This window comes from Lentzea sp. NPDC059081, from assembly GCF_042738015.1.
Classification (GTDB): Bacteria; Actinomycetota; Actinomycetes; order Mycobacteriales; family Pseudonocardiaceae; genus Lentzea.
In genome coordinates this window covers 53646-74201 of the sequence record NZ_JBHYGW010000020.1, presented here as the reverse complement: position 1 = coordinate 74201, position 20556 = coordinate 53646, and the positions used below count along the sequence as shown (strand labels likewise).

Below are 20556 nucleotides of genomic sequence, written 5' to 3'. Positions count from 1 at the left end.
CGCTCGATCAGACTCGTGCGGGTGTTGCTCACCATGACCACGACCCACCAGCCGGCGACCGACCTCGGTCACCTGCTGCACAAGCACCCGGACCGGGCCCAGTCCTTCTCGACGAGCTCGGGTGTCGCGCACGTCTTCTACCCCAAGGCGACGCACGACGAATGCACGGTCGCCCTCCTGCTGGAGGTCGACCCCATCGCGTTGGTGCGAGGTCCCGGCAGCACGCTCACCCAATACGTCAACGACCGCCCGTACGCGGCCGGCTCGTTGCTCACGGTCGCGCTCGGCAGCGTGTTCCGCACGGCGATGAACGGCCGCAGCGACAGCTTCCCCGAGCTCGCCCAAACCCCGATCCCGCTGGTCATCCGCGTTCCCGCGCTGCCGCACCGGCTCGCGGAGCGGTTGTTCGCGCCGCTCGGCTGGAGGGTGGAGACGACCGGGCACGGCGACTCGCGCTTCGGTGACGTCACGCTGACCGGGACCCTCAAGGTCAGCGACGCCCTCAAGCACCTCTACGTGCTGCTGCCCGTCCTCGACGGCGGCAAGCACTACTGGGTCGCGGCCGACGAGGTCGACAAGCTGCTCAAGGCCGGTGACGGCTGGCTGGCCGCCCACCCGGACAAGGAGCTGATCACCACCCGCTACCTGGCCCGCAAGCGCCCGTTGATCACCTCGGCCCTGGAACGGCTCGCCGACGTCGACGAGGTCGAGCCCGAGGAGCTCGACAACGCGCTGGCCGAGCCGAAGATCTCCCTTGCCGCACAGCGCAAGGACGCCGTGATCGCGGCGCTGAAGGAGGCACGGGCGAAGCGCGTGCTCGACCTGGGCTGTGGTGGTGGCGCGTTGCTGCGGGCGCTGGTGAACGAACCCGAGTTCACCGAGATCCACGGCGTCGACGTGTCCGCGAAGGCGTTGCAGGAGGCCGCGCGCAAGCTGCACCTCGACCGGATGGGCGAGCGCCAGCGCGAGCGGATCACGTTGCGGCAGTCGGCTTTGACCTACGCCGACACGGAGCTCGCGGACTACGACGCGGCGGTGCTGATGGAGGTCGTCGAGCACGTCGACCCGTCGCGCCTGCCCGCGCTGGAGCACTCGGTGTTCGTGGTCGCGAGGCCGCGCACGGTGCTGGTGACCACGCCGAACGTCGAGTACAACCCGCTGTTCGAGACGTTGCCGGAAGGCCAGCTGAGGCATTCCGATCACCGTTTCGAGTGGACGCGGGCGGAGTTCGCGGAATGGGCCGACGGCGTCGCGGAACGCCGTGGCTACGAAGTGCGTTACGTGCCGATCGGACCGGAGAACGCCGACCGCGGCGCTCCGACCCAGATGGCCGTGTTCAGCGTGAAGGACGTGAACTGATGGAGCTGAAGATCCCCGACCTGTGTCTGGTGGTGCTGATCGGCGCCTCCGGTTCGGGCAAGTCCACGTTCGCGCGCAAGCACTTCCTGCCCACTCAGGTGCTGTCGAGCGACTACTTCCGCGGGCTGGTGTCCGACGACGAGAACGACCAGTCGGCGTCGGCGGCCGCGTTCGACGTGCTGCACTACGTGGCGTCGAAGCGGCTGGAGGCCGGCCGTGTCACCGTGATCGACGCGACCAACGTGCAGGCACCCGACCGCGCCAAGCTGGTCGAGGTCGCGCGGAGAGCCAACGTGCTGCCGGTCGCGATCGTGCTGGACACCCCGACCGAGGTGTGCCTGGCGCGCAACGCGACCCGCCCCGACCGCGACTTCGGCGCGCACGTCGTGAAGCGGCACCGGGCCGCGTTGCGGAAGTCGTTGAAGTTCCTCGGCAAGGAGGGCTTCAAGCGCGTCCACGTGCTGCGCTCGGAGTCCGAAGTGGACAGCTCGACCATCGTGTACGAGCGGCTGCTCAACGACCTGCGGCACGAGACCGGCCCGTTCGACGTGATCGGTGACGTGCACGGCTGCCGCGCGGAGCTGGAGGAGCTGCTCACCGAGCTCGGCTACACCCTGGTCCGCGACGACGAGGGCCGTCCCGTCGACGCCGTCCCGCCGGACGACCGCAAGGCCGTGTTCGTCGGCGACCTCGTCGACCGCGGCCCGGACACCCCCGGCGTGCTGCGGCTCGTGATGGGCATGGTCGCCGGCGGCCACGCCCTGTGCGTGCGCGGGAACCACGAGGAGAAGCTGGTCCGGGCGCTGCGCGGGCACAAGGTGACGGTCCGGCACGGGCTGGAGAAGTCGCTGGAGCAGCTCGCGCACGAGACCGAGGAGTTCCGCCTGGCCGCCACGAGGTTCTGCGACGGTCTGGTCGCGCACTACGTCCTCGACGACGGCAACCTCGTCGTGGCGCACGCCGGTCTGCCCGAGCGCTACCACGGCCGTGCGTCGGCCAAGGTGCGCAGCTTCGCGCTGTACGGCGACACGACCGGCGAGACCGACGAGTACGGACTGCCCGTGCGGCTGCCATGGGCGAACGACTACCGCGGCGCCGCGATGGTGCTGTACGGCCACGTCCTGGTGCCCGAGGCCGAGTGGATCAACAACACGATGTGCCTCGAGACCGGTGTGGTGTTCGGCGGGAAGCTCACGGCGTTGCGCTACCCGTCGCGCGAGATCGTGTCGGTGAAGGCGCATCAGGCCTGGTACGAGAGCACCTCGCCGTTTCCCGCCAAGCCCGTCGAGCGCGCACCGGACGTGCTGGCGCTGACCGACGTCACCGGCCTGCGCCGGATCGAGACGTCGGTGATGGGTGCCGTGACGGTCCGGGCCGAGCAGTCGGCGTCGGCGCTGGAGGTGATGAGCCGGTTCGCGATCGACCCGCACGACCTGCTGTACCTGCCGCCGACGATGGCGCCGACCACGACCTCGCAGCGCGACGACGTGCTGGAGCACCCGGAGGACGCCTTCGCCGAGTACCGGGCCGCGCGCGTCTCGCAGGTGATCTGCGAGGAGAAGCACATGGGTTCGCGCGCGGTGTTGTTGGTGCGCAAGGAGGGTGGTGCGATCTACACGCGCACCGGACGCGCGTTCTTCGACGGTGCGCTGGGCGACGAACTGCTCGACCGAGTGCGTTCGGCGTGCGCCGGGCTGTTCGACGAGCTCGCCACGGACTGGCTGCTCATCGACGCCGAGCTGATGCCGTGGAACGCCAAGGCTTCCGGCCTGATCCGCGAGCAGTACGCGGCGGTCGGCGCGGCCGCCGGTGGCGCTTTGCCGGTGGCGGTCTCGGCACTGGAAGCGGCCGCCGCGCGTGGTGTCGACGTCGCGGACCTGTTGGCACGCACCGCTCAGCGGGCCGCGAACGCCTCGGCGTACACCGCGGCCTACGAGCGGTACTGCTGGCCGACCGACGGGCTGGAGGGCGTGCGGATCGCGCCGTTCCAGCTGCTCGCGGCCGAGGGGCAGACGTTCCACGACCGTTCGCACCTGTGGCACCTGGAGACGCTGGCGAAGCTGGACGGACCGTTGTTCCAGCAGACCCGGCACCTCGTGGTCGACGTCACCGACCCCGAGCAGGTCGTGGCCGGCGTGCGGTGGTGGGAGGAGCTGACGGCGGACGGCGGCGAGGGCATGGTCGTCAAGCCGCTGGCGAACCTCGGCGGACGCGTGCAGCCGGGCGTGAAGGTCCGCGGGCGCGAGTACCTGCGGATCATCTACGGACCGGACTACACGCAGCCTTCGAACCTCGCGCGGCTGCGCAAGCGTTCGCTCGGCCGCAAGCGCGGTCTGGCGTTGCGCGAGTACGCGCTGGGCATCGAGGCGTTGGAGCGTCTTGTGCGCGGCGAGCCGTTGTGGCGGGTGCACGAATGCGTCTTCGGAGTGCTGGCCCTGGAATCGGAACCGGTGGACCCACGACTGTGATCCTCGAAGTGATCGTCGGCTCGCACGCCTACGGGCTCGCGAGCTCGTCGTCCGATGTGGACAGACGAGGCGTGTTCGTCGCGCCGGCGGAGGCGTTCTGGCGGTTCGACAAGCCCCCGACCTCGGTCGAGGGCCCGGACCCCGAACAGCTCAGCTGGGAGGTCGAGCACTTCTGCAGGCTCGGTCTGAAGTCGAACCCGACCGTGCTGGAGACGCTGGTCAGCCCGCTGGTCGAGATCAGCACGCCGTTGGGGGAGGAACTGCGGGAGCTGCTGCCCGCGTTCCTCTCCCGGCACGCGGTGCGGGCGTTCACGCGCGCGACGGAGATGCAGCTCTCGCGCGCCGGTCGCAACCTCAAGCCGAAGCAGCTCATGCACGTCGTGCGGCTGCGGCTGGTGGGCCTGACCCTGCTGCGGACCGGCCGCTACGACATCGCGGCGGACCGGTCGCTGCTGAAGATCCGCGACGGCTCGATGCCGTGGGACGACGCGGTGGCGTGGGCGCACCGGCTGGGTGCGGAGATCGTGGCCGCGGAGGGGCCGTTGCCGGAGGAGCCGGACCGCGACCGGGTCGAGGACTGGCTGGTTTCCGTGCGCAGGAGGTCGTTGTGAGCCACCGCACCTGAGCGCGGTGGTCGCGACCGGCCGGCTAGTCCGCCTTCTTCGTCTCCGAAGACGGCTCCGCGGCAGGCTTCTCCGGCTCGTCGAACGACGCCGGCAGGCCCTTGATGTGCTTGTTCATCGACTTGACGAGGAAGAACACCGCGATGAAGAACACGATGAGCAGGACGAGGCCGACCGGGGAGGACTTGCCGAAGTCCTCCCCCTGACCGCCCTTGTCGTTCTCGTTCGAGTTCGACGGCTGCACAGCCACGATCGCGACGGTGTCGTACCAGGGGTTCACCCCTAGACCTTAACTCCGGCGAACAGGTCGTTCTCCGGCAGCGTCGAGTCGACCTGCGAGCGCACGAGCTCGTACTCCTCGGTCGGCCAGATCTCGCGCTGCACGTCCATCGGGATGGCGAACCAGCGGCTCGTCGGGTCGATCTGGGTGGCGTGCGCCTTCAACGCCTCGTCGCGCACGTCGAAGTAGTCCGCGCACTCGACCTGCGTCGTCACGCGCTGCATGACGTCCGGGCGGTCGGTGCTCCAGTTCGCGAGCCACTCCGTGTAGGGCGACTCACCGCCACGAGCCTCGATCGCCTCGTGGAAGGCGAGGATCTTCGCGCGCGAGAAGCCGTGGCCGTAGTAGACCTTCTGCGTCTCCCACGCGTCGCCCAGCTCCGGCTGGTACTCGGGGTCCGCGGCGGCGTCGAGCGCGGCCATCGAGACCTCGTGCGTGCGGATGTGGTCCGGGTGCGGGTAGCCGCCGTTCTCGTCGTAGGTCACCACGACGTGCGGGCGGAACTCGCGGATGGCCTGCACCAGGGGCGGCACCGACTCCTCCAGCGGCACGAGGGCGAAGCACCCCTCGGGCAGCGGCGGCAGCGGGTCCCCCTCGGGAAGGCCGGAGTCCTTGAAGTTCAGCCAGCGGTGCTGGATGCCCAGGATCTTGGCGGCGTTGGCCATTTCCTCGCGGCGGATCTCGACCATGTTCTCGAGCACGTCCGGCTTGTCCATCGCCGGGTTGAGGATGCTGCCCGCACCACCGTCGGTGCAGGTCACGACCATCACGTCGTGCCCTTCGGCGATGTAGCGGGCCATCGTGGCCGCGCCCTTGCTCGACTCGTCGTCGGGATGTGCGTGCACTGCCATAAGGCGCAGCTTGTCGGCCATGACCCCCGTGGTCCTCCTGTGTCAACGGTCCTGCGACACTCATCAACTGAACGTCGGGCACCATTGTTCCCCAGAGACCGAGGAGGGCGCGGCAAGTGGCACAACGCGCGCTGCCGGTGGGGCGGTACAGCAGGCAGGGCGGCAAACCGCTCGCCAAGTGGACGCGGTGGGCGTTACTCGCTGTAGCCGTTGCGGTCGGTGCCCTGGTCGCCTTCGTCGGTTACCGAAATCTCGGCACAAAGCCGATCGAGGCCAAGCAGACGGCGTTCACGATCCTCGGCGACGACCGCGTACAGGTCAGTTTCGAGGTTTCCCGAGATCAACCGGAGCGCGCGGCGGTCTGCATCATTCGGGCCCGGTCCCAGGACGGGGACGAAGCAGGTCGACGCGAAGTTCTGGTTCCGCCGGGAAATTCGCTCGTCGTCGAGACAACAGTTCTCCGAAGCTCGAAGCCGCCGGTCACCGGCGAGGTGTTCGGGTGCTCCTACCAGGTTCCCCCCTACTTGTCCACGAGCTAGCGGCCAAGCGGGTGATCTGCGTTTTGAACGGCGAGATTGGGAACAAATCGCCGTCGTTGAACGTTGTCTCCGTGTTATAGTTGCAGCTCAAGCACGGCCCCGGCGCGGGCCGTGTTTTTCCGTTCCGGGCCCCCGGCTCGGGAACTATCTGGTGCACACGTGTGCACCAGAGCAAGACGAGGAGTTGGTGACCGTGAGCGACACCCAGGTGACCTGGCTGACCCAGGAGGCCTACGACCGGCTCAAGGCTGAGCTGGACGAACTCATCGCGTACCGCCCGGTCATGGCTGCCGAGATCAACGCCCGTCGCGAGGAGGGCGACCTGCGCGAGAACGGCGGCTACCACGCGGCCCGCGAGGAGCAGGGCAAGCAGGAGGCGCGGATTCGCCAGCTGCACGAGCTGCTCCAGGCCGCGAAGGTCGGCGAGGCTCCCACCACCAAGGGTGTCGCGGCACCGGGCACGGTGCTCACGATCCGTTACGAGGGTGACGACGAGACGGAGACCTTCCTGCTCGCCACGCGCGAAGAGGGCGCGCACGGCGAGATGGAGGTCTACTCCCCGGTGTCGCCGCTCGGCAAGGCTCTGAACGGCGCGAAGGACGGCGAGACCGTCGAGTACGAGCTGCCCAACGGCAAGCTCCAGAAGGTCACGCTGATCTCCGCCGTTCCCTACGGCGGGTAGTCACGACGACGTTGTCGAAGGGCCGGTCACTTCGGTGACCGGCCCTTCACGCGTTCCAGGAGGGGCCGCACCCGCGGCGGCACCGGCGTCGAGAGCGCGATCGACGTCGAGAGCCGGCGGACGTGCGGAACGTCGACGATGTGGTCGACCACGCGCTGCAGGTCGGCGTTGGACCGAGCGACCATTCTCACGAAGAGATCTCCCTGACCCGTCGTCGCGTGCACCTCGCACACCTCCGGGATGGCGGCCAGCCCCGCGCACACCTCGGCCCGCCGTCCCTGCGCGATCTCGACCGTCGCGAACGCCGTCAGCCCGTAGCCCATCGCGCCGAGGTCGAGCGCCGGCGGGAACCCGCCGAGCACTCCCCTGTCGGTGAGCCGGTCCAGCCTGGCCTGCACCGTTCCCCTGGCGACGCCGAGCCGCCGCGAGCATTCGAGAACGCCCAGGCGGGGCTCGTCTGTCAAGAGCAGCAGCAGCTTCGCGTCGAGTTCGTCGACGGGCTGGTCAGAGTGCTCACTCTGCTGATCATTGGGCATAGATCACTGTACAAATTGCGCAGCAAAATCGTCGACTATTGCTCACCCTGCTAGGTCGATTCATGCTGAATGACATGACGCAGCAGCTTGACGACGTGAGCTACGACCAGCTCAGGCAGCTCGTGGGCCTGGTCGACTACGACGCGACCAAGGACCCGTTCCCCGTGCGCGCCATGGACGCCGTGGTGTTCGTCGCGGGCAACGCCACGCAGACCGCGTGGCTGTACCAGGTGGCGTTCGGCATGGAGCTCGTGGCCTACGCGGGCCCCGAGACCGGCCAGCGCACCCACAAGTCGTTCGTGCTGAAGTCGGGCTCGGCCCGCTTCGTGATCCACGGCGGCGTCACCCCGAACTCCGAGCTCCTCGACCACCACCGCCGCCACGGCGACGGCGTCGTCGACCTGGCGCTGGAGGTCGGCGACGTCGACCAGTGCATCGAGCACGCCCGCAAGCAGGGCGCGACCGTGCTGGAGGAGCCGCACGACATCTCCGACGAGCACGGCACGGTGCGCACGGCGGCTATCGCAACGTACGGCGAGACCCGCCACACGCTCGTCGACCGCTCTCGCTACACCGGCCCGTACCTGCCGGGTTATGTGGCTCGCACGTCCACGGTCAAGCGTCCGGAGGGTGCGCCGAAGCGCCTGTTCCAGGCCGTCGACCACTGCGTCGGCAACGTCGAGCTCGGCAAGATGGACTACTGGGTCGAGTGGTACAACCGCGTCATGGGCTTCGTGAACATGGCGGAGTTCATCGGAGACGACATCGCCACGGACTATTCGGCGCTGATGTCCAAGGTCGTCTCCAACGGCAACCACCGCGTCAAGTTCCCGCTGAACGAGCCGGCGATCGCGAAGAAGAAGTCGCAGATCGACGAGTACCTCGAGTTCTACGAGGGTGCCGGCGTCCAGCACATCGCGCTGGCCACGAACGACATCATCAAGACGGTCACGTCCATGCGCGACGCGGGCGTCGAGTTCCTGGAGACCCCGGACTCCTACTACGACGACCCGGAGCTGCGTGCCCGCATCGGCGAGGTCCGCGTGCCGATCGAGGTGCTCAAGGAACACCGCATCCTGGTCGACCGCGACGAGGACGGCTACCTGCTGCAGATCTTCACCAAGCCGATCGGCGACCGCCCGACGGTGTTCTACGAACTGATCGAGCGCCACGGCTCCCTGGGCTTCGGCAAGGGCAACTTCAAGGCCCTGTTCGAGGCGATCGAGCGCGAGCAGGAGCGCCGCGGCAACCTCTGATGGCGTTCCCCCGGTAAGGTGGCTTCACGGGGGCAACACATCGTGGGGAGGTGGCATGGCACTCGTACGACGCGTGGCCGCGGTGATCCCGCTGGTCGGAGCCGTGACCACGGCTGCGGCACTGACCGGCGCGGCGTTCTTGACCGTGGCCCACGCGGGCTGCGACGAGGCCGGCCGCTTCGTGCGCACCGGCACGTCCATCGAGTTCGTCGGTGGGTGTGTGAACGGCGCCGATCTTCCGGCGGCTCCTGTGGCCGAGGTGGAGAACGTGGATCGGTTCGGCGGGTCCAAGAAGCCTTAGGGCTTGGTAGACGTGAAAGGCCCCTTCCCGGTGGGAGGGGGCCTTCGTCTGTTTTCGGGCTGTGGGAGTTCCAGCGTGGTCGCCATTGCGGTCTGGTGCGAGTTCCAGCGTGGTCGCCAGTGCGGTCTGGTGCCTGTTCCAGCGTGGGCGTGCACCTCGGACGAAGACCTGGGTACATCGCCGCTGCGCGACGATTGCGATTGGGGCTTGACTTCGGGGCCCTTGCGAGGCGCTGGTTCGGCCGGAAAAGGCCGGATGCTTCGCAACCGGCCGATCCACTAGTGGTAGCACCTCGCACCCAAAGTCAAGCCCCAATCGCCAAACCACGAGTGGGTGCACCGCTACCCATCGGCGCAAGGTCTGACTGCTCGCCTTCGGCATCGCTTGAAAGCGGTGCCGCGCCGCGTCACGTTCGGCGTGGCGTGTCTAGCCCAGGGCTGCCAGCAGGTCCGCCACCAGGTCGTCGCCCGACTCGATGCCCACCGAGACCCGGACCAGGTCCGCCGGGACCTCCAGCAGTGAGCCCGAGGTGGACGCGTGCGTCATCTTGCCGGGGTGCTCGATCAGCGACTCGACGCCGCCGAGCGACTCCGCCAGCGTGAACAGCTTCGTGCGGGCGCACACGTCGAGGGCTGCCTGCTCGCCGCCGTCCACGATGAACGAGACCATGCCGCCGAACCGGCGCATCTGCTTGGCTGCCACCGCGTGGCCGGGGTGCGACTCCAGGCCGGGGTAGATGACCTTCTTGACGCGCGGGTGGCGGGTCAGGGCCTCGGCCACCAGTTCGGCGTTGTCCGAGTGCTTCTCCATGCGCAGTTCGAGGGTCTTGATGCCGCGCAGGGTCAGGTAGGCGTCGAACGGGCCCGGGACCGCGCCAGCGCCGTTCTGCAGGAAGCCGAAGGCCGCGTCGATCTCCTCGTCGGAGGTGATCAGGGCGCCGCCGACCACGTCGGAGTGGCCGCCGACGTACTTGGTGGTCGAGTGCAGGACCACGTCGGCGCCCAGTTCCAGCGGGGTCTGGAGGGCCGGGGAGGCGAAGGTGTTGTCCACGACCAGCTTCGCGCCGGACTCGTGGGCCACCGAGGCGATGGCCGCGATGTCGCCGATGTTCAGCAGCGGGTTGGTCGGGGTCTCGATCCAGATCAGCTTCGTCGCCGGGGTCACGGCGGCGCGGATGGCGTCCACGTCGGAGACCGGGGCCGGTGAGTGGGTCACGCCCCACTGGGAGAAGACCTTGTCGATCAGGCGGAACGTGCCGCCGTAGGCGTCGTTCGGGATGACGATGTGGTCGCCGGGCTTGAGGAACGTGCGCAGTGCCGCGTCGGTCGCACCCATGCCGGAGGAGAACGCCCTGCCGTAGCGGCCGCGTTCCAGGGAGGCCAGGCAGGTCTCCAGCGCTCGGCGGGTCGGGTTGCCGGTGCGGGAGTACTCGAAGCCCTCGCGCAGACCTCCCACGCCGTCCTGGGCGTAGGTCGAGGTCGCGTAGATGGGCACGTTCACCGCACCCGTGGTCGGGTCCGGGTCCTGACCGGCGTGGATCGCCCTGGTGGCGAAGCCGTATGGGGTGCTCATGTCCGAAGGGTACTCACCCATCTGGCCCCCGCCGGGGGGTAGTCCACCTGGTGAAAACGGGAACGGCCCCGGTCACCGAGGTGGTGACCGGGGCCGTTCGCGACTGGCTGAGGGCTTACCAGCCCTGCTGCTGGCCGCCGTAACCCTGCTGCGGGGGCTGGCCGTAGCCGCCCGGCTGCTGCTGGGGGTAGCCGCCGGTGTTCGGCTGCTGCTGGTAGCCGCCGGTGCCCGCGCCGCCGCCGTAGGGCGAGGCGGTCTCCGGGGCGTTGACCACGATCGACTTCATGATCTTGTCGGCCCAGGTCTGCTTCTTCGGCTCCCACAGCGGGGCGAAGAAGCCCGCGTAGCACGGCAGGGCGTCGACGATGTGGCACAGCTGGCGGATGAACGTCGTTCCGCCGCCGAGCGGCTGGCCGGTCTCCTCGGAGATCAGCTTGATCTTCGCGACCTTCTTGCCGATCGACTGGCCGGTCTGGCCCTGCTTGATCACCGTGTTCCAGATGATGAAGCCGAAGTTGGCCAGGTAGACCAGGGCACCCAGGAACAGGATGCCGGGCGCGTCCGCGGACACCGCGATCGCGGCGATGATGTAGTACAGCACCACCGAGACGACGGTCGGGGCCGCGATGTCGATCAGGTAGCCGATGGCGCGCGTGCCCCACTCGGCGTAGCCGGTCGGAGGCGGCGGGACCATGCCGGGTGCGCCGTAGCCGGGCGCACCGCCGTACCCGGGCTGGCCGTACGGCGAGGCCGCCGGCTGGCCGTAGGGGTTCGACTGCGGCGCACCGTACGGCTGCTGCTGCGGCTGACCGTAGGGCGAGGCCGCCGGCTGGCCGTACGGGTTCGACTGCGGAGCGCCGTAGGGCTGCTGCGGCTGGCCGTAAGGCTGCTGCGGGGCGCCGTACGGGGGCGGCTGCTGGGCGGGGAACCCGCCGGAGCCGGGACCCTGCGCCGGGAAGCCGCCCGAGCCGGGGCCCGCCGAGGGCGGTACCTGACCGGGGCTGACGACCTGGGTGGCGTCCGCGTTCTGCTGCGGTGCGGCAGGAGCCTGACCAGGCGAGACGACCTGCGTCGCGTCCGGGTTCGGGTTGGCAGCGGAGTGCTGCCCACCTCCCGGGACGACCTGCGTGGCGTCCGCGTTGGGCTGCTCCTGGTGCGGCTGACCGCCGAACTGGTTTCCTGGCGGCTGCGGAGCGTTCATCCGGTTTCCAACCCCCTTGGCTGGGCCGTGTACGAGTAAGACTGATGATCTGGGGCGTCACGCTATCGGACGCACCCGGTTCTACGCTCAGCGACCAGCCAAGAACCCCAGAATGTCCTGTCGCGTGACCACGCCGGCGGGCTTCCCGTCCTCCAGGACGAGGGCCGCGTCGGCGTGCGAGAGGGCGTTCATCGCGATCCCGACCGGCTCGCCGGCGCCGAGCGTGGGCAGCGGCGGCGACATGTGCTTGTCGAGGCGGTCCGAGAGCTGGGCCTTGCCGGTGAACAGGGCGTCGAGCAGGTCGCGCTCGTTGACGGCGCCCGCGACCTCGGCGGCCATGACCGGCGGCTCCGCGTTGACGACGGGCATCTGCGAGACGCCGAACTCGCGCAGGATCGCGACGGCGTCACCCACGGTCTCGTTCGGGTGAGCGTGCACCAGATCGGGGAGGATCCCGCCCTTGCGGCGCAGCACGTCGCCGACGGTCGCACCGGTGGAGTCCGGCGGGAGGAAGCCGTAGGAGGCCATCCAGCGGTCGTTGAAGACCTTGGAGAGGTAACCGCGTCCGCCGTCGGGGAGGATCACGACCACCACGGCGTCCTCGGGCAGGTCCCTCGCGACGCGCAGCGCGGCGGCGGCGGCCATGCCGCACGAACCGCCGACGAGCAGGCCCTCCTCGCGCGCGAGGCGGCGGGTGACGTCGAACGAGTCGGCGTCGGAGACCTCGACGATCCGGTCGGCGATGGTCTTGTCGTAGGCCTCCGGCCAGAAGTCCTCGCCGACGCCCTCGACCAGGTACGGCCTGCCGGTGCCGCCGGAGTAGACGGAGCCCTCCGGGTCGGCGCCGATGACCTGCACGGCGCCGTCGGAGATGTCCTTGAGGTAGCGGCCGGTGCCGGAGATCGTGCCGCCGGTGCCGACGCCCGCGACGAAGTGCGTGATGCGGCCCTCGGTCTGGCGCCAGATCTCGGGGCCGGTCTGGTGGTAGTGGCTCGCCGGGTTCTCCGGGTTGGAGTACTGGTCGGGCTTCCACGCGCCGGGGATCTCGCGGACGAGCCGGTCGGAGACGTTGTAGTAGGAGTCCGGGTGCTCGGGCGCGACGGCGGTCGGGCACACCACGACCTCGGCGCCGTAGGCCTTGAGGACGTTGCGCTTGTCCTCGCTGACCTTGTCGGGGCACACGAACACGCACTTGTAGCCCTTGCGCTGGGCGACCAGGGCGAGACCGACGCCGGTGTTGCCGGAGGTGGGCTCGACGATCGTGCCGCCCGGCTTCAGCTCACCGGACTTCTCGGCGGCCTCGACCATGCGCAGCGCGATGCGGTCCTTCACGCTGCCGCCGGGGTTCAGGTACTCGACCTTCGCCAGCACCGTGGCCTTGATGCCGTCGGTCAGCGAGTTGAGCTTGACCAGCGGCGTGTTGCCGACCAGATCGACGACGTGCTCGACGTACTCCACCGGTATCTACTCCCTGCTCCCACTCTCCGAGATAGCGGGAGGAAGCGTAGCTCTAGTGGCTGCGGAGGGTGATTCGAACAGCGCGGCCGACGATTCCTGGTGAAGGGGGTGTCGCGGATGATCGGACTGAGGACGCTGCGGGCGGTGGCGATGACCGCCGCGACGGTCGGAGGCCTGTCCGGAGCGCTCGTCGGCCTGCTGAACGAGCAGGGCAGACGCGCCCGCGTGGCCATCGGCGTGCTGGAACACCTCTGGCCCGCGCCCGACGGGGTGTACTTCGACGACGGCCGCGACCCGTTGCGCCTGGCCGTCCTCGGCGACTCGATGGCGGTGGGCGTCGGTGTGACACATCCCTCGCAGATGCCGGGCGTGTTGCTGGCCCAGGCGCTGGCCGAGGAGGCGGAACGGCCGGTGCGGCTCTCGACCTACGCCGTCAGCGGCTCCACCACCCGCGACCTGGTGCCGCAGGTCGACGCGGCGGTGCTGGACGAGCCGCAGGTCGCGCTGGTGATCATCGGCGCGAACGACGTGACGTCGCGGATCGGCGCCCGCGAGTCGGCGCTGCTGCTGGCCGAGCAGGTGCGCAGGCTGCGCACCGCCGGCTGCGGTGTCGTCGTCGGCACCTGCCCCGACCTGGGCATCGTGCGGCCGATCCCGCAGCCGCTGCGGGCGATCGGACGCCGGTACAGCCTGCGGCTCGCGGCGGCGCAGACCGCGGAGGTGCGGCGTGCGGGCGGGGTGCCGGTGTCGCTCGCGAACCTGCTGGCGCCGGAGTTCCTGGCGCGGCACGTCGACATGTTCAGCTCAGACCGCTTCCACCCCAGCGCGATCGGCTACGAGGCGGCGGCAGGCGTGCTGCTGGCCCCGTTGTGCCAGGTCGCGGGTTTGTGGCCGGGGTGGGCCGCGTCGCCGCTGCCGGTCCGCTCAGCGGCGGCGCTGGCGGTCCGCCCGTCACGGGTGCCGGCGTGGCTGCAGAAGCGGCACGCGTGAGTTTTCGGAATGACCGGGTTTCGAAATGCTCGTCACTCGCGCTGGCCGGGGTGAGCGGCCGTTAACTAGGCTCGACGGCAACCTTGACTCTCAACGAGGAGTTTCGTGATGCCTGAGGCCGTGATCGTCTCCGCCGCCCGCTCCCCCATCGGCCGGGCGGGTAAGGGCTCGCTGAAGGACCTGCGGCCCGACGACCTCGCCGCGCGGATGGTGCGGGCGGCCCTGGACAAGGTGCCCCAGCTCGACCCGGCGCAGATCGACGACCTGATGCTCGGCTGCGGTCTCCCCGGCGGCGAGCAGGGCTTCAACATGGCGCGCGTCGTCTCCGTGCTGCTCGGCCAGGACACCCTGCCCGGCACGACCGTCACCCGGTACTGCGCCTCGTCGCTGCAGACCACGCGCATGGCCCTGCACGCCATCAAGGCCGGCGAGGGCGACGTGTTCATCTCCGCCGGCGTCGAGATGGTGTCGCGCTTCGCCAAGGGCAGCTCCGACTCGTGGCCGGACACCCACAACCCGGTCTTCGCCGACGCCGAGGCGCGCACCGGTGCCACGGCCTCGTCCGGCGCCTCGGAGTGGGTCGACCCGCGCACGCTCGACGTCGTGCCGGACGTCTACGTCCCGATGGGCCAGACCGCCGAGAACCTGGCCCTGCTCAAGGGGATCTCGCGCCAGGAGATGGACGAGTTCGGCGTCCGCTCGCAGAACCTCGCCGAGAAGGCGATCGCCGGCGGCTTCTGGGCCCGCGAGATCACGCCGGTGGAACTGCCCGACGGCACCGTGGTCTCCGCCGACGACGGCCCGCGCGCCGGCGTCACCTACGAGGCCGTGTCCGCCCTGAAGCCGGTCTTCCGCCCCGACGGCCGCGTGAACGCCGGCAACTGCTGCCCGCTGAACGACGGCGCCGCGGCGCTGGTGATCATGTCCGACACGAAGGCCCGCGAGCTCGGCATCACCCCGCTCGCCCGCATCGTCTCGACCGGCGTCTCCGGCCTGTCGCCGGAGATCATGGGCCTCGGCCCGGTCGAGGCCTCGAAGCGCGCGCTGGCGCTGGCCGGCCTCTCGGTCTCCGACATCGACCTGGTGGAGATCAACGAGGCGTTCGCCGCCCAGGTCATCCCGTCCTACCAGGACCTCGGCATCGACCTCGACCGCCTGAACGTGAACGGCGGCGCGATCGCCGTGGGCCACCCGTTCGGCATGACGGGCGCGCGCATCACCACCACCCTGATCAACTCGCTGCAGTTCCACGACAAGCAGTTCGGCCTCGAGACGATGTGCGTCGGCGGCGGCCAGGGCATGGCGATGGTCATCGAGCGGCTGAGCTGAGTCGTTCGGCATCTTTCGTTCAAGATCTGCAATTTGACGCTTGCAAGTAGCTCCGCTTCACCCGAACGGAGCTACTTGTCTGCCCCCTTTCTGCCGATGAGACAAAACGTCGTTCAAATGACGTCATCAGGCGAGGGGAAGTCCGTCCCTACCGATGAGCAAGGAGGGTTCGGACATGCCGTACGTGTGGTGGCAAAGCGAATACGACCTGCAATGCCACGCTTTCTCTCTCGACCAAGCCGACGGGCCGCGGAGCTTCTACGAGGCCGTTTGCGAGCACTCGGTGCCTGATGAGCGGGTGTCGCGCGCTCAGGCGGGGATGCTGTGCACCGCCTGTCTGATCAAGGTGGGCACGGAGATCCCGGACGTGCGCTGGCGCGTGTAGGTCTTTTTCAGCATTCGTCGAAATACGGCGAACAGGCCCGCCCCGGCCGAATGCCGCTCGAATTCAATGACTTCCGATTCCCCCGGAAGTCGAATTCCTCGGATTTCCTGCACAAACGCCGAAGGGGCGCCCCGCCGCAGCGGAACGCCCCTCCGAGTGCACCCGGACGTCAGTCCGAGTTGAAGTACGACAGCAGGCGCAGGATCTCGGTGTACAGCCACACCAGGGTCACGGTGAGGCCGAACGCGATCTGCCACGCGTACTTCGCCGGCACACCGGCGCGGATCGCCTGGTCGGCGGCGTCGAAGTCGATCAGGAAGCTGAACGCCGCGAGGCCGATGCAGACGAGGCTGAAGATGATCGCGAGCGTGCCGCCGTTGCGGAGGCCGAGGCCGCCGTCGGTGAAGAAGCTCATGATCAGGTTGAACAGCATCAGGACGGCGACGCCGATGATGGCGCCGGTGATCCACTTGGTGAACTTCGGCGTGACGCGGATCGCGCCCGTCTTGTAGACCACGAGCATGCCGGCGAAGACGCCGATCGTGCCGATGATGGCCTGGCCGATGACCACCACGCCCTGGCCCGGGTTGCGGGTCCAGTTGTCGATCATGCCGCCGATGATGCCGCTGAACGCGCCGAGGAAGATGCCTTCGACGGCGGCGTAGGCGATGACCAGCGGCGGGCTCGGGACTCGCTTGAACGAGATGACCAGACCGAGCACCAGGCCGATGATCGCGGCCGGGAACAGCAGGAACCACGCCTGCATGAGGTAGGTGATGACTGCGGTGACGGCCACCACGGCCAGCGTGATGCCGGTCTTGGTGACGACGTCGTCGATCGTCATCGGCCGCTCGCTGGTCAGCGGCGGCGGGGCCTGCTGGTAGCCAGCCTGTTCTGGCTGGCCGAAGCCTGCGTAGCCTCCGTACCCGCCGCCTGTCGGCAGGTTACGGAAAGCCGGGTTGCTGCTCGAGCGCACCTGGTCCTCCTGGGGCGTTGCTTACGCCGTCATGGGGTTCAACGAGCACGCCCGGTGCCATGTTCCCCGTCGGTAAAGGCGACTTTACCCCCGACGACGATCACACGCGTGCAAATAGGGCCGTGACTCCGGAGCGTTATAAGACTGCGGCGTGTCGCGGCGCGGCACGCTCGAATCGAGTAGTCCAGATCACACTTCGTTCACGATCACACTCTGCGTAGTACCCAGACTTCCCTCTCGTGGGGGCTTGTCGCCGGTTCGGGGGACCGACAAGCTCGCACGCGGGATATACACAGGTCAGAGGGGATCACGATTCACCATGGGCTGGAAACGTCTGGCCGCCGTGGCGATGGTTTCGGGGCTCGCGCTCCTGACCGTTCCCGCGACGGCGACTGCTGTCGGCGTCAAGGGCATCGGCCACAACGCGTCAGGGCTCCAGCCCAACGCCACACCGGGTAGCGAGTGGCACGGGTCCTACGTCTGGCAGGACAAGCACGTGTGGTGCGTCCAGTACGCGCTGCCCGCGCCCGACAGCAACGTCGGCTACAACGAGGGCGACGCGCTGCGCACCAAGGCGGGCAAGGACCTCGCGCCGGACATCGCGGCGAACATCTCCTACCTGCTGCTGCGCTACTCCACGACGAAGTCGCCGGACGAGGCCGCCGCGCTCGCGCACCTGTTGCACAGCTGGACGTCCGCACCGGACGGCGCGGTCCGCCTCGACACGACCGACCCGAAGTACCTCGCCTACGACGCGCCCTTCTACGCCGCGCGCCTGCCGCAGTCCGTCATGGACGCCGTCGCGCGCATGAAGGCCGACGCCGAGGCCAACCGCGGCCCGTGGACGCTCACCGCGACCGCACCGAAGGAACCGCTGGTCATCGACACCGAGTCCACCTGGACGCTGGCCCTGGTCAAGGCCAACGACCAGGGCGTCACCAACGCGGGCATCGACTTCACGCTGACCGACGCGAAGCTCGCCGACGGCAGCACCAGCGGCAAGGCCACTACGGGCGCCGAGGGCCAGCCGGCCGCCGTGAAGATCATTCCCACCGGTCCGAAGCCGACGATCGCGGCCGTCGCGGACTCCCCCGCCGACCGGCCCGTCGTGCACTTCCCGATCCAGACCGAGAACATGCAGCGCATGGTCACGACCGGCGGCGAGAAGAAGCTCAACGCGAACGCCACCGGCCTGGCCAAGACCGCGCCCGGCGCCGTGAAGATCACGAAGATCGACTCCGAGACCAAGAAGTCGATCGCGGGCGTCGCGCTGCGCGTCACGGCGAAGGACCAGACGTCGCCCGCGAAGAAGCAGGACGACGGCGACCTCGTCGGCACGGACGGCAAGCCGCTGGTGCTGCAGACCGGTGCCGACGGCACGGTCGAGGTGCCGGACCTGCGCACGCCGCAGGAGATCTGCCTCGTCGAGGTGGCCGCGCCCAAGGGTTACGAGGAGTACTTCGACCCGAAGGCACCGCCTGCCGCGTGCGGCGCGGTGGCGGCGGGCCAGACGCTCGCGCTGGAGCTGGTGAACAAGCCGAACAAGCCGGTGGTGCCCAGCACGATCCCCGCGGGCACCGAGGGCCAGACGCCGGTCGCGACCGCGTCGTTCGACACGCAACTGCGTCCCGGCCTGATGCTCGGGGTGGGTGGCCTGGTGCTGCTCGGTGCGGCGCTGGCAGGCTTCCTGGTGTGGCGCAGGCAGTGAGTTCCAGGGCTTTCCTGACCGGTGCGCTGGTGGCGGGACTCGCCGCCGCCAGCGTGCTGGTCGCCACGTCCGAGATCGAGGTCGTCGGTGGACGCGCGGTCGCGGACGAGATCCCCGTGGTCGGCCCCGGTCCGGTCGCCGACAGCCTCAGCACGGGCCGCGGCGCCGACCTCACGGGGTTGATCGGCGGCGCGAACACGGACAACGCCAAGCCCGCCGACCCGCCCGCGCCGCAACAGCAGCAGCCGGCGCCGCCCAAAGCGGGGCCCGGTTCCGTGCGGTTGCCCGCCGGCGGTTCGGCCACGCTGGTGCGCAGGGAGGTCAAGGACGGCGTGCTGCCCGTGCCGGACGGCATCGGCGAGGCGACCTGGTGGGGCACCGAGCTCTCCGGCGCCGAGGGCGCGACGGTCCTCGCCGGGCACGTCGACTGGAAGGGCGCGAAGGGCCCGTTCGCGGAGCTGTGGCAGGCGCAGAACGGCCGTGAGGTCGTGATCGCCGACAGCGCGGGCAAGGAGTTCAAGTTCCGCATCAGGCAGATCGAGACGGTCCGCAAGGAGGAGCTGCCGGCGCGCGCCGTCGAGTTCTTCGGTCCGCGCGGCCCGCACCGGCTCGTCCTCGTCACGTGCGGCGGTACCTGGGTGGGCGGCAAGCAGGGGTACGAGGCGAACCGAGTGGTGATCGCCGAACCCGTCGCGTGACCAGTTCTCGACTCCGCGCAACCCCTTCGGGTGACCAGTCGTCTCCATAAGTGTGAAACGCTGGGGATGGCTGACCACGGGTGTTGCTCTGGCACTCGCTCTCGTTCTGGTGATGACCCTCGGTCCGCACAAGGACTCCGAGAACCAGGCCGAGTCGGGCCCGCTGCCGATGGCGCCGCGCCTGCCCGCGCCCAAGGATGCTGGGCCGACGCCCACGGTGCCCGCCCCCACCCAGGAGCAGATCGCCAAGCAGCCGTGGATGCACAAGCTCACGCCGGGTGAGAAGCCCCCGCAGTTCGTGCTCTTCTCCTTCGACGGCGCGGTCTCGAAGCCGCACTGGGACAAGGTCCTGCCGATCGCCAAGGCCAAGAACGCCCACGTCACCGGCCTGCTGTCCGGTGTGTACATGCTGTCGGAGCAGGACAGCACGCAGTACCAGCCGCCGGCGGGCCTGGCGCGCGGTTCCTCCGACATCTCGTTCGGCGGCACCAGGCAGGACATCACGGCGCGCATCGGCTACCTGAACCAGGTGATCGCCGACGGCCACGAGATCGGCACGCACTACAACGGTCACTTCTGCTCCGGCAGCACGACCCAGCCGTCGGTCGACAAGTGGAACACCGCGGCCTGGAACGCGGAGCTCGACGAGTTCAGGAAGATCCTCGACAGGTCGCGCGCCGCGGGCCTCAACCTGCCGCAGAGCGCGATCCGGGGAGGCCGGACGCCGTGCCTGGAGGGCATCTGGGACCAGGCCTTCCCCGCCATGGCCGCGCACGGCCTCGTCTACGACACCAGCAAGGTGGCGCTGGGCGTGCAGTGGCCGTCCGTCCAAAACGGACTGTACGAGTTCCCGATGCCGGAGGTGAAGGTCCCCGGTCTGGGCAAGCAGGTCGTGATGATGGACTACAACCTCTGGTTCTCGCTGAACGGCGCGAAGGACCAGCCGGAGCGCGCAGCCGACTTCACGCAGATCGTCTTCGACACCTACAAGTCGGTGCACCAGGCCGCGCTGAACAGCAACCGCGCGCCGATCGTCGTCGGCAACCACTTCAACGAGTGGAACGGGTCGGCGTTCTCCAACGCGATGGAGCAGTTCCTCGAGTACGTGTGCGACAAGCCGGAGACGGTGTGCGCCACCTACACCGAGGTGATCCAGTGGATGCAGCTGCAGGACCCGGTCGTGCTGGACCAGCTCCGCAAGATGCCGCCGGCGCGCAACTGAGCGGTGGGGGGGTTTCCCCCCCCCTGCGGCGGGAAACACCCACCGCGGTTTAAACGTCGGTGGGGAAGGTTCCGTCGTTTGTTGGACCAGGCGAAACGTTGTTGTTCCTTTTTTACGTATCC

Annotated in this window: 20 protein-coding genes; 13 read left to right on the top strand and 7 right to left on the bottom strand. The window is 69.1% G+C overall.

What is annotated here, in order from left to right; all coding sequences use genetic code 11:
* Positions 1-21 precede the first annotated feature (21 nt).
* Genes ACFWV3_RS33205 through ACFWV3_RS33195 form a run of 3 tightly spaced genes read left to right on the top strand, consistent with a single transcriptional unit; the run spans position 22 to position 4438 of the window.
* Positions 22-1359 (top strand): 3' terminal RNA ribose 2'-O-methyltransferase Hen1, encoded by a 1338-nt coding sequence (locus ACFWV3_RS33205; RefSeq protein WP_382417154.1) that lies wholly within the window; start codon positions 22-24, stop codon positions 1357-1359.
* Entirely contained in the window at positions 1359-3827 is a 2469-nt protein-coding gene (locus ACFWV3_RS33200) for a polynucleotide kinase-phosphatase (RefSeq protein WP_382417152.1), read from the top strand. The genes ACFWV3_RS33205 and ACFWV3_RS33200 overlap by 1 nt, the downstream gene beginning before the upstream one ends.
* Complete coding sequence (locus tag ACFWV3_RS33195; protein WP_382417150.1) at positions 3824-4438, top strand: DNA polymerase beta superfamily protein; 615 nt, start codon at positions 3824-3826, stop codon at positions 4436-4438. Before ACFWV3_RS33200 ends, ACFWV3_RS33195 begins: the two co-directional genes overlap by 4 nt.
* Positions 4439-4475: 37 nt before the next feature.
* On the opposite strand, the gene ACFWV3_RS33190 is transcribed toward ACFWV3_RS33195, so the two are convergent.
* The gene (locus ACFWV3_RS33190; RefSeq protein ID WP_382417148.1) at positions 4476-4730 is read right to left on the bottom strand and encodes a hypothetical protein; all 255 of its coding nucleotides are present in this window, start codon (positions 4728-4730) and stop codon (positions 4476-4478) included.
* A gap of 2 nt (positions 4731-4732) precedes the next feature.
* Positions 4733-5602 (bottom strand): mycothiol conjugate amidase Mca, encoded by an 870-nt coding sequence (mca, locus tag ACFWV3_RS33185; RefSeq protein ID WP_382417146.1) that lies wholly within the window; start codon positions 5600-5602, stop codon positions 4733-4735.
* Positions 5603-5697: 95 nt separating this feature from the next.
* On the opposite strand from mca, the gene ACFWV3_RS33180 reads away from it, so the two are divergent.
* Together ACFWV3_RS33180 and greA are read left to right on the top strand one after the other, a co-directional pair.
* Positions 5698-6120, top strand: a complete 423-nt coding sequence (locus ACFWV3_RS33180; protein WP_382417144.1) for a DUF4307 domain-containing protein — start codon at positions 5698-5700, stop codon at positions 6118-6120.
* A gap of 184 nt (positions 6121-6304) precedes the next feature.
* The gene (gene greA / locus ACFWV3_RS33175; protein ID WP_090053440.1) at positions 6305-6802 is read left to right on the top strand and encodes a transcription elongation factor GreA; all 498 of its coding nucleotides are present in this window, start codon (positions 6305-6307) and stop codon (positions 6800-6802) included.
* Between the two features lie 26 nt (positions 6803-6828).
* Here greA and ACFWV3_RS33170 read toward each other — a convergent pair whose 3' ends face one another.
* Positions 6829-7338 (bottom strand): Lrp/AsnC family transcriptional regulator, encoded by a 510-nt coding sequence (locus ACFWV3_RS33170; RefSeq protein WP_382417142.1) that lies wholly within the window; start codon positions 7336-7338, stop codon positions 6829-6831.
* A 74-nt stretch (positions 7339-7412) separates the two neighbouring features.
* Between ACFWV3_RS33170 and hppD the strand changes: the two genes are divergently transcribed.
* A complete protein-coding gene (gene hppD / locus ACFWV3_RS33165; protein ID WP_382417140.1) occupies positions 7413-8594 on the top strand; it encodes a 4-hydroxyphenylpyruvate dioxygenase in 1182 nt (393 codons plus the stop codon).
* A gap of 55 nt (positions 8595-8649) precedes the next feature.
* Positions 8650-8895, top strand: a complete 246-nt coding sequence (locus ACFWV3_RS33160) for a hypothetical protein (RefSeq protein WP_382417138.1) — start codon at positions 8650-8652, stop codon at positions 8893-8895.
* A gap of 426 nt (positions 8896-9321) precedes the next feature.
* Here ACFWV3_RS33160 and ACFWV3_RS33155 read toward each other — a convergent pair whose 3' ends face one another.
* The 3 genes from ACFWV3_RS33155 to ACFWV3_RS33145 all read right to left on the bottom strand — a co-directional run bounded on the left by ACFWV3_RS33155 (position 9322) and on the right by ACFWV3_RS33145 (position 13126).
* A complete protein-coding gene (locus ACFWV3_RS33155) occupies positions 9322-10467 on the bottom strand; it encodes a cystathionine gamma-synthase (protein ID WP_382417137.1) in 1146 nt (381 codons plus the stop codon).
* A gap of 115 nt (positions 10468-10582) precedes the next feature.
* The gene (locus tag ACFWV3_RS33150) at positions 10583-11668 is read right to left on the bottom strand and encodes an RDD family protein (RefSeq protein WP_382417136.1); all 1086 of its coding nucleotides are present in this window, start codon (positions 11666-11668) and stop codon (positions 10583-10585) included.
* Positions 11669-11755: 87 nt separating this feature from the next.
* Positions 11756-13126 carry a cystathionine beta-synthase gene (locus tag ACFWV3_RS33145; RefSeq protein ID WP_382417134.1) on the bottom strand — a complete coding sequence of 457 codons (1371 nt, stop codon included), beginning with the start codon at positions 13124-13126 and terminating at the stop codon, positions 11756-11758.
* Positions 13127-13243: 117 nt separating this feature from the next.
* Here ACFWV3_RS33145 and ACFWV3_RS33140 point away from each other — a divergent pair, with 117 nt between their 5' ends.
* The 3 genes from ACFWV3_RS33140 (at position 13244) to ACFWV3_RS33130 (ending at position 15830) form a co-directional block, all read left to right on the top strand.
* Positions 13244-14116 (top strand): SGNH/GDSL hydrolase family protein, encoded by an 873-nt coding sequence (locus tag ACFWV3_RS33140; RefSeq protein WP_382417132.1) that lies wholly within the window; start codon positions 13244-13246, stop codon positions 14114-14116.
* Between the two features lie 108 nt (positions 14117-14224).
* Positions 14225-15445: an acetyl-CoA C-acetyltransferase gene (locus tag ACFWV3_RS33135; RefSeq protein ID WP_382417130.1), complete on the top strand. Its 1221-nt coding sequence runs from the start codon at positions 14225-14227 to the stop codon at positions 15443-15445.
* Positions 15446-15620: 175 nt separating this feature from the next.
* Complete coding sequence (locus ACFWV3_RS33130) at positions 15621-15830, top strand: hypothetical protein (protein ID WP_382417128.1); 210 nt, start codon at positions 15621-15623, stop codon at positions 15828-15830.
* Between the two features lie 169 nt (positions 15831-15999).
* Here the strand turns inward: ACFWV3_RS33130 and ACFWV3_RS33125 are convergent, their stop codons facing one another.
* Positions 16000-16806: a Bax inhibitor-1/YccA family protein gene (locus ACFWV3_RS33125; RefSeq protein ID WP_382417126.1), complete on the bottom strand. Its 807-nt coding sequence runs from the start codon at positions 16804-16806 to the stop codon at positions 16000-16002.
* Between the two features lie 319 nt (positions 16807-17125).
* Between ACFWV3_RS33125 and ACFWV3_RS33120 the strand changes: the two genes are divergently transcribed.
* The 3 genes from ACFWV3_RS33120 (at position 17126) to ACFWV3_RS33110 (ending at position 20434) form a co-directional block, all read left to right on the top strand.
* Complete coding sequence (locus ACFWV3_RS33120) at positions 17126-18514, top strand: collagen binding domain-containing protein (protein WP_382417124.1); 1389 nt, start codon at positions 17126-17128, stop codon at positions 18512-18514.
* A complete protein-coding gene (locus ACFWV3_RS33115) occupies positions 18511-19212 on the top strand; it encodes a class F sortase (protein ID WP_382417123.1) in 702 nt (233 codons plus the stop codon). Before ACFWV3_RS33120 ends, ACFWV3_RS33115 begins: the two co-directional genes overlap by 4 nt.
* A gap of 112 nt (positions 19213-19324) precedes the next feature.
* Positions 19325-20434: a polysaccharide deacetylase gene (locus ACFWV3_RS33110; protein ID WP_382417121.1), complete on the top strand. Its 1110-nt coding sequence runs from the start codon at positions 19325-19327 to the stop codon at positions 20432-20434.
* The last annotated feature ends 122 nt before the right edge of the window (positions 20435-20556 follow it).

Bases quoted from the DNA above. Each gene is read 5' to 3' on its own strand.
- ACFWV3_RS33200 (WP_382417152.1), top strand. From the start codon at position 1,359: ATGGAGCTGAAGATCCCCGACCTGTGTCTGGTGGTGCTGATCGGCGCC.
- mca (WP_382417146.1), bottom strand. From the start codon at position 5,602: ATGGCCGACAAGCTGCGCCTTATGGCAGTGCACGCACATCCCGACGAC.
- ACFWV3_RS33170 (WP_382417142.1), bottom strand. From the start codon at position 7,338: ATGCCCAATGATCAGCAGAGTGAGCACTCTGACCAGCCCGTCGACGAA.
- hppD (WP_382417140.1), top strand. From the start codon at position 7,413: ATGACGCAGCAGCTTGACGACGTGAGCTACGACCAGCTCAGGCAGCTC.
- ACFWV3_RS33160 (WP_382417138.1), top strand. From the start codon at position 8,650: ATGGCACTCGTACGACGCGTGGCCGCGGTGATCCCGCTGGTCGGAGCC.
- ACFWV3_RS33155 (WP_382417137.1), bottom strand. From the start codon at position 10,467: ATGAGCACCCCATACGGCTTCGCCACCAGGGCGATCCACGCCGGTCAG.
- ACFWV3_RS33150 (WP_382417136.1), bottom strand. From the start codon at position 11,668: ATGAACGCTCCGCAGCCGCCAGGAAACCAGTTCGGCGGTCAGCCGCAC.
- ACFWV3_RS33140 (WP_382417132.1), top strand. From the start codon at position 13,244: ATGATCGGACTGAGGACGCTGCGGGCGGTGGCGATGACCGCCGCGACG.
- ACFWV3_RS33135 (WP_382417130.1), top strand. From the start codon at position 14,225: ATGCCTGAGGCCGTGATCGTCTCCGCCGCCCGCTCCCCCATCGGCCGG.
- ACFWV3_RS33130 (WP_382417128.1), top strand. From the start codon at position 15,621: ATGCCGTACGTGTGGTGGCAAAGCGAATACGACCTGCAATGCCACGCT.
- ACFWV3_RS33120 (WP_382417124.1), top strand. From the start codon at position 17,126: ATGGGCTGGAAACGTCTGGCCGCCGTGGCGATGGTTTCGGGGCTCGCG.
- ACFWV3_RS33110 (WP_382417121.1), top strand. From the start codon at position 19,325: ATGACCCTCGGTCCGCACAAGGACTCCGAGAACCAGGCCGAGTCGGGC.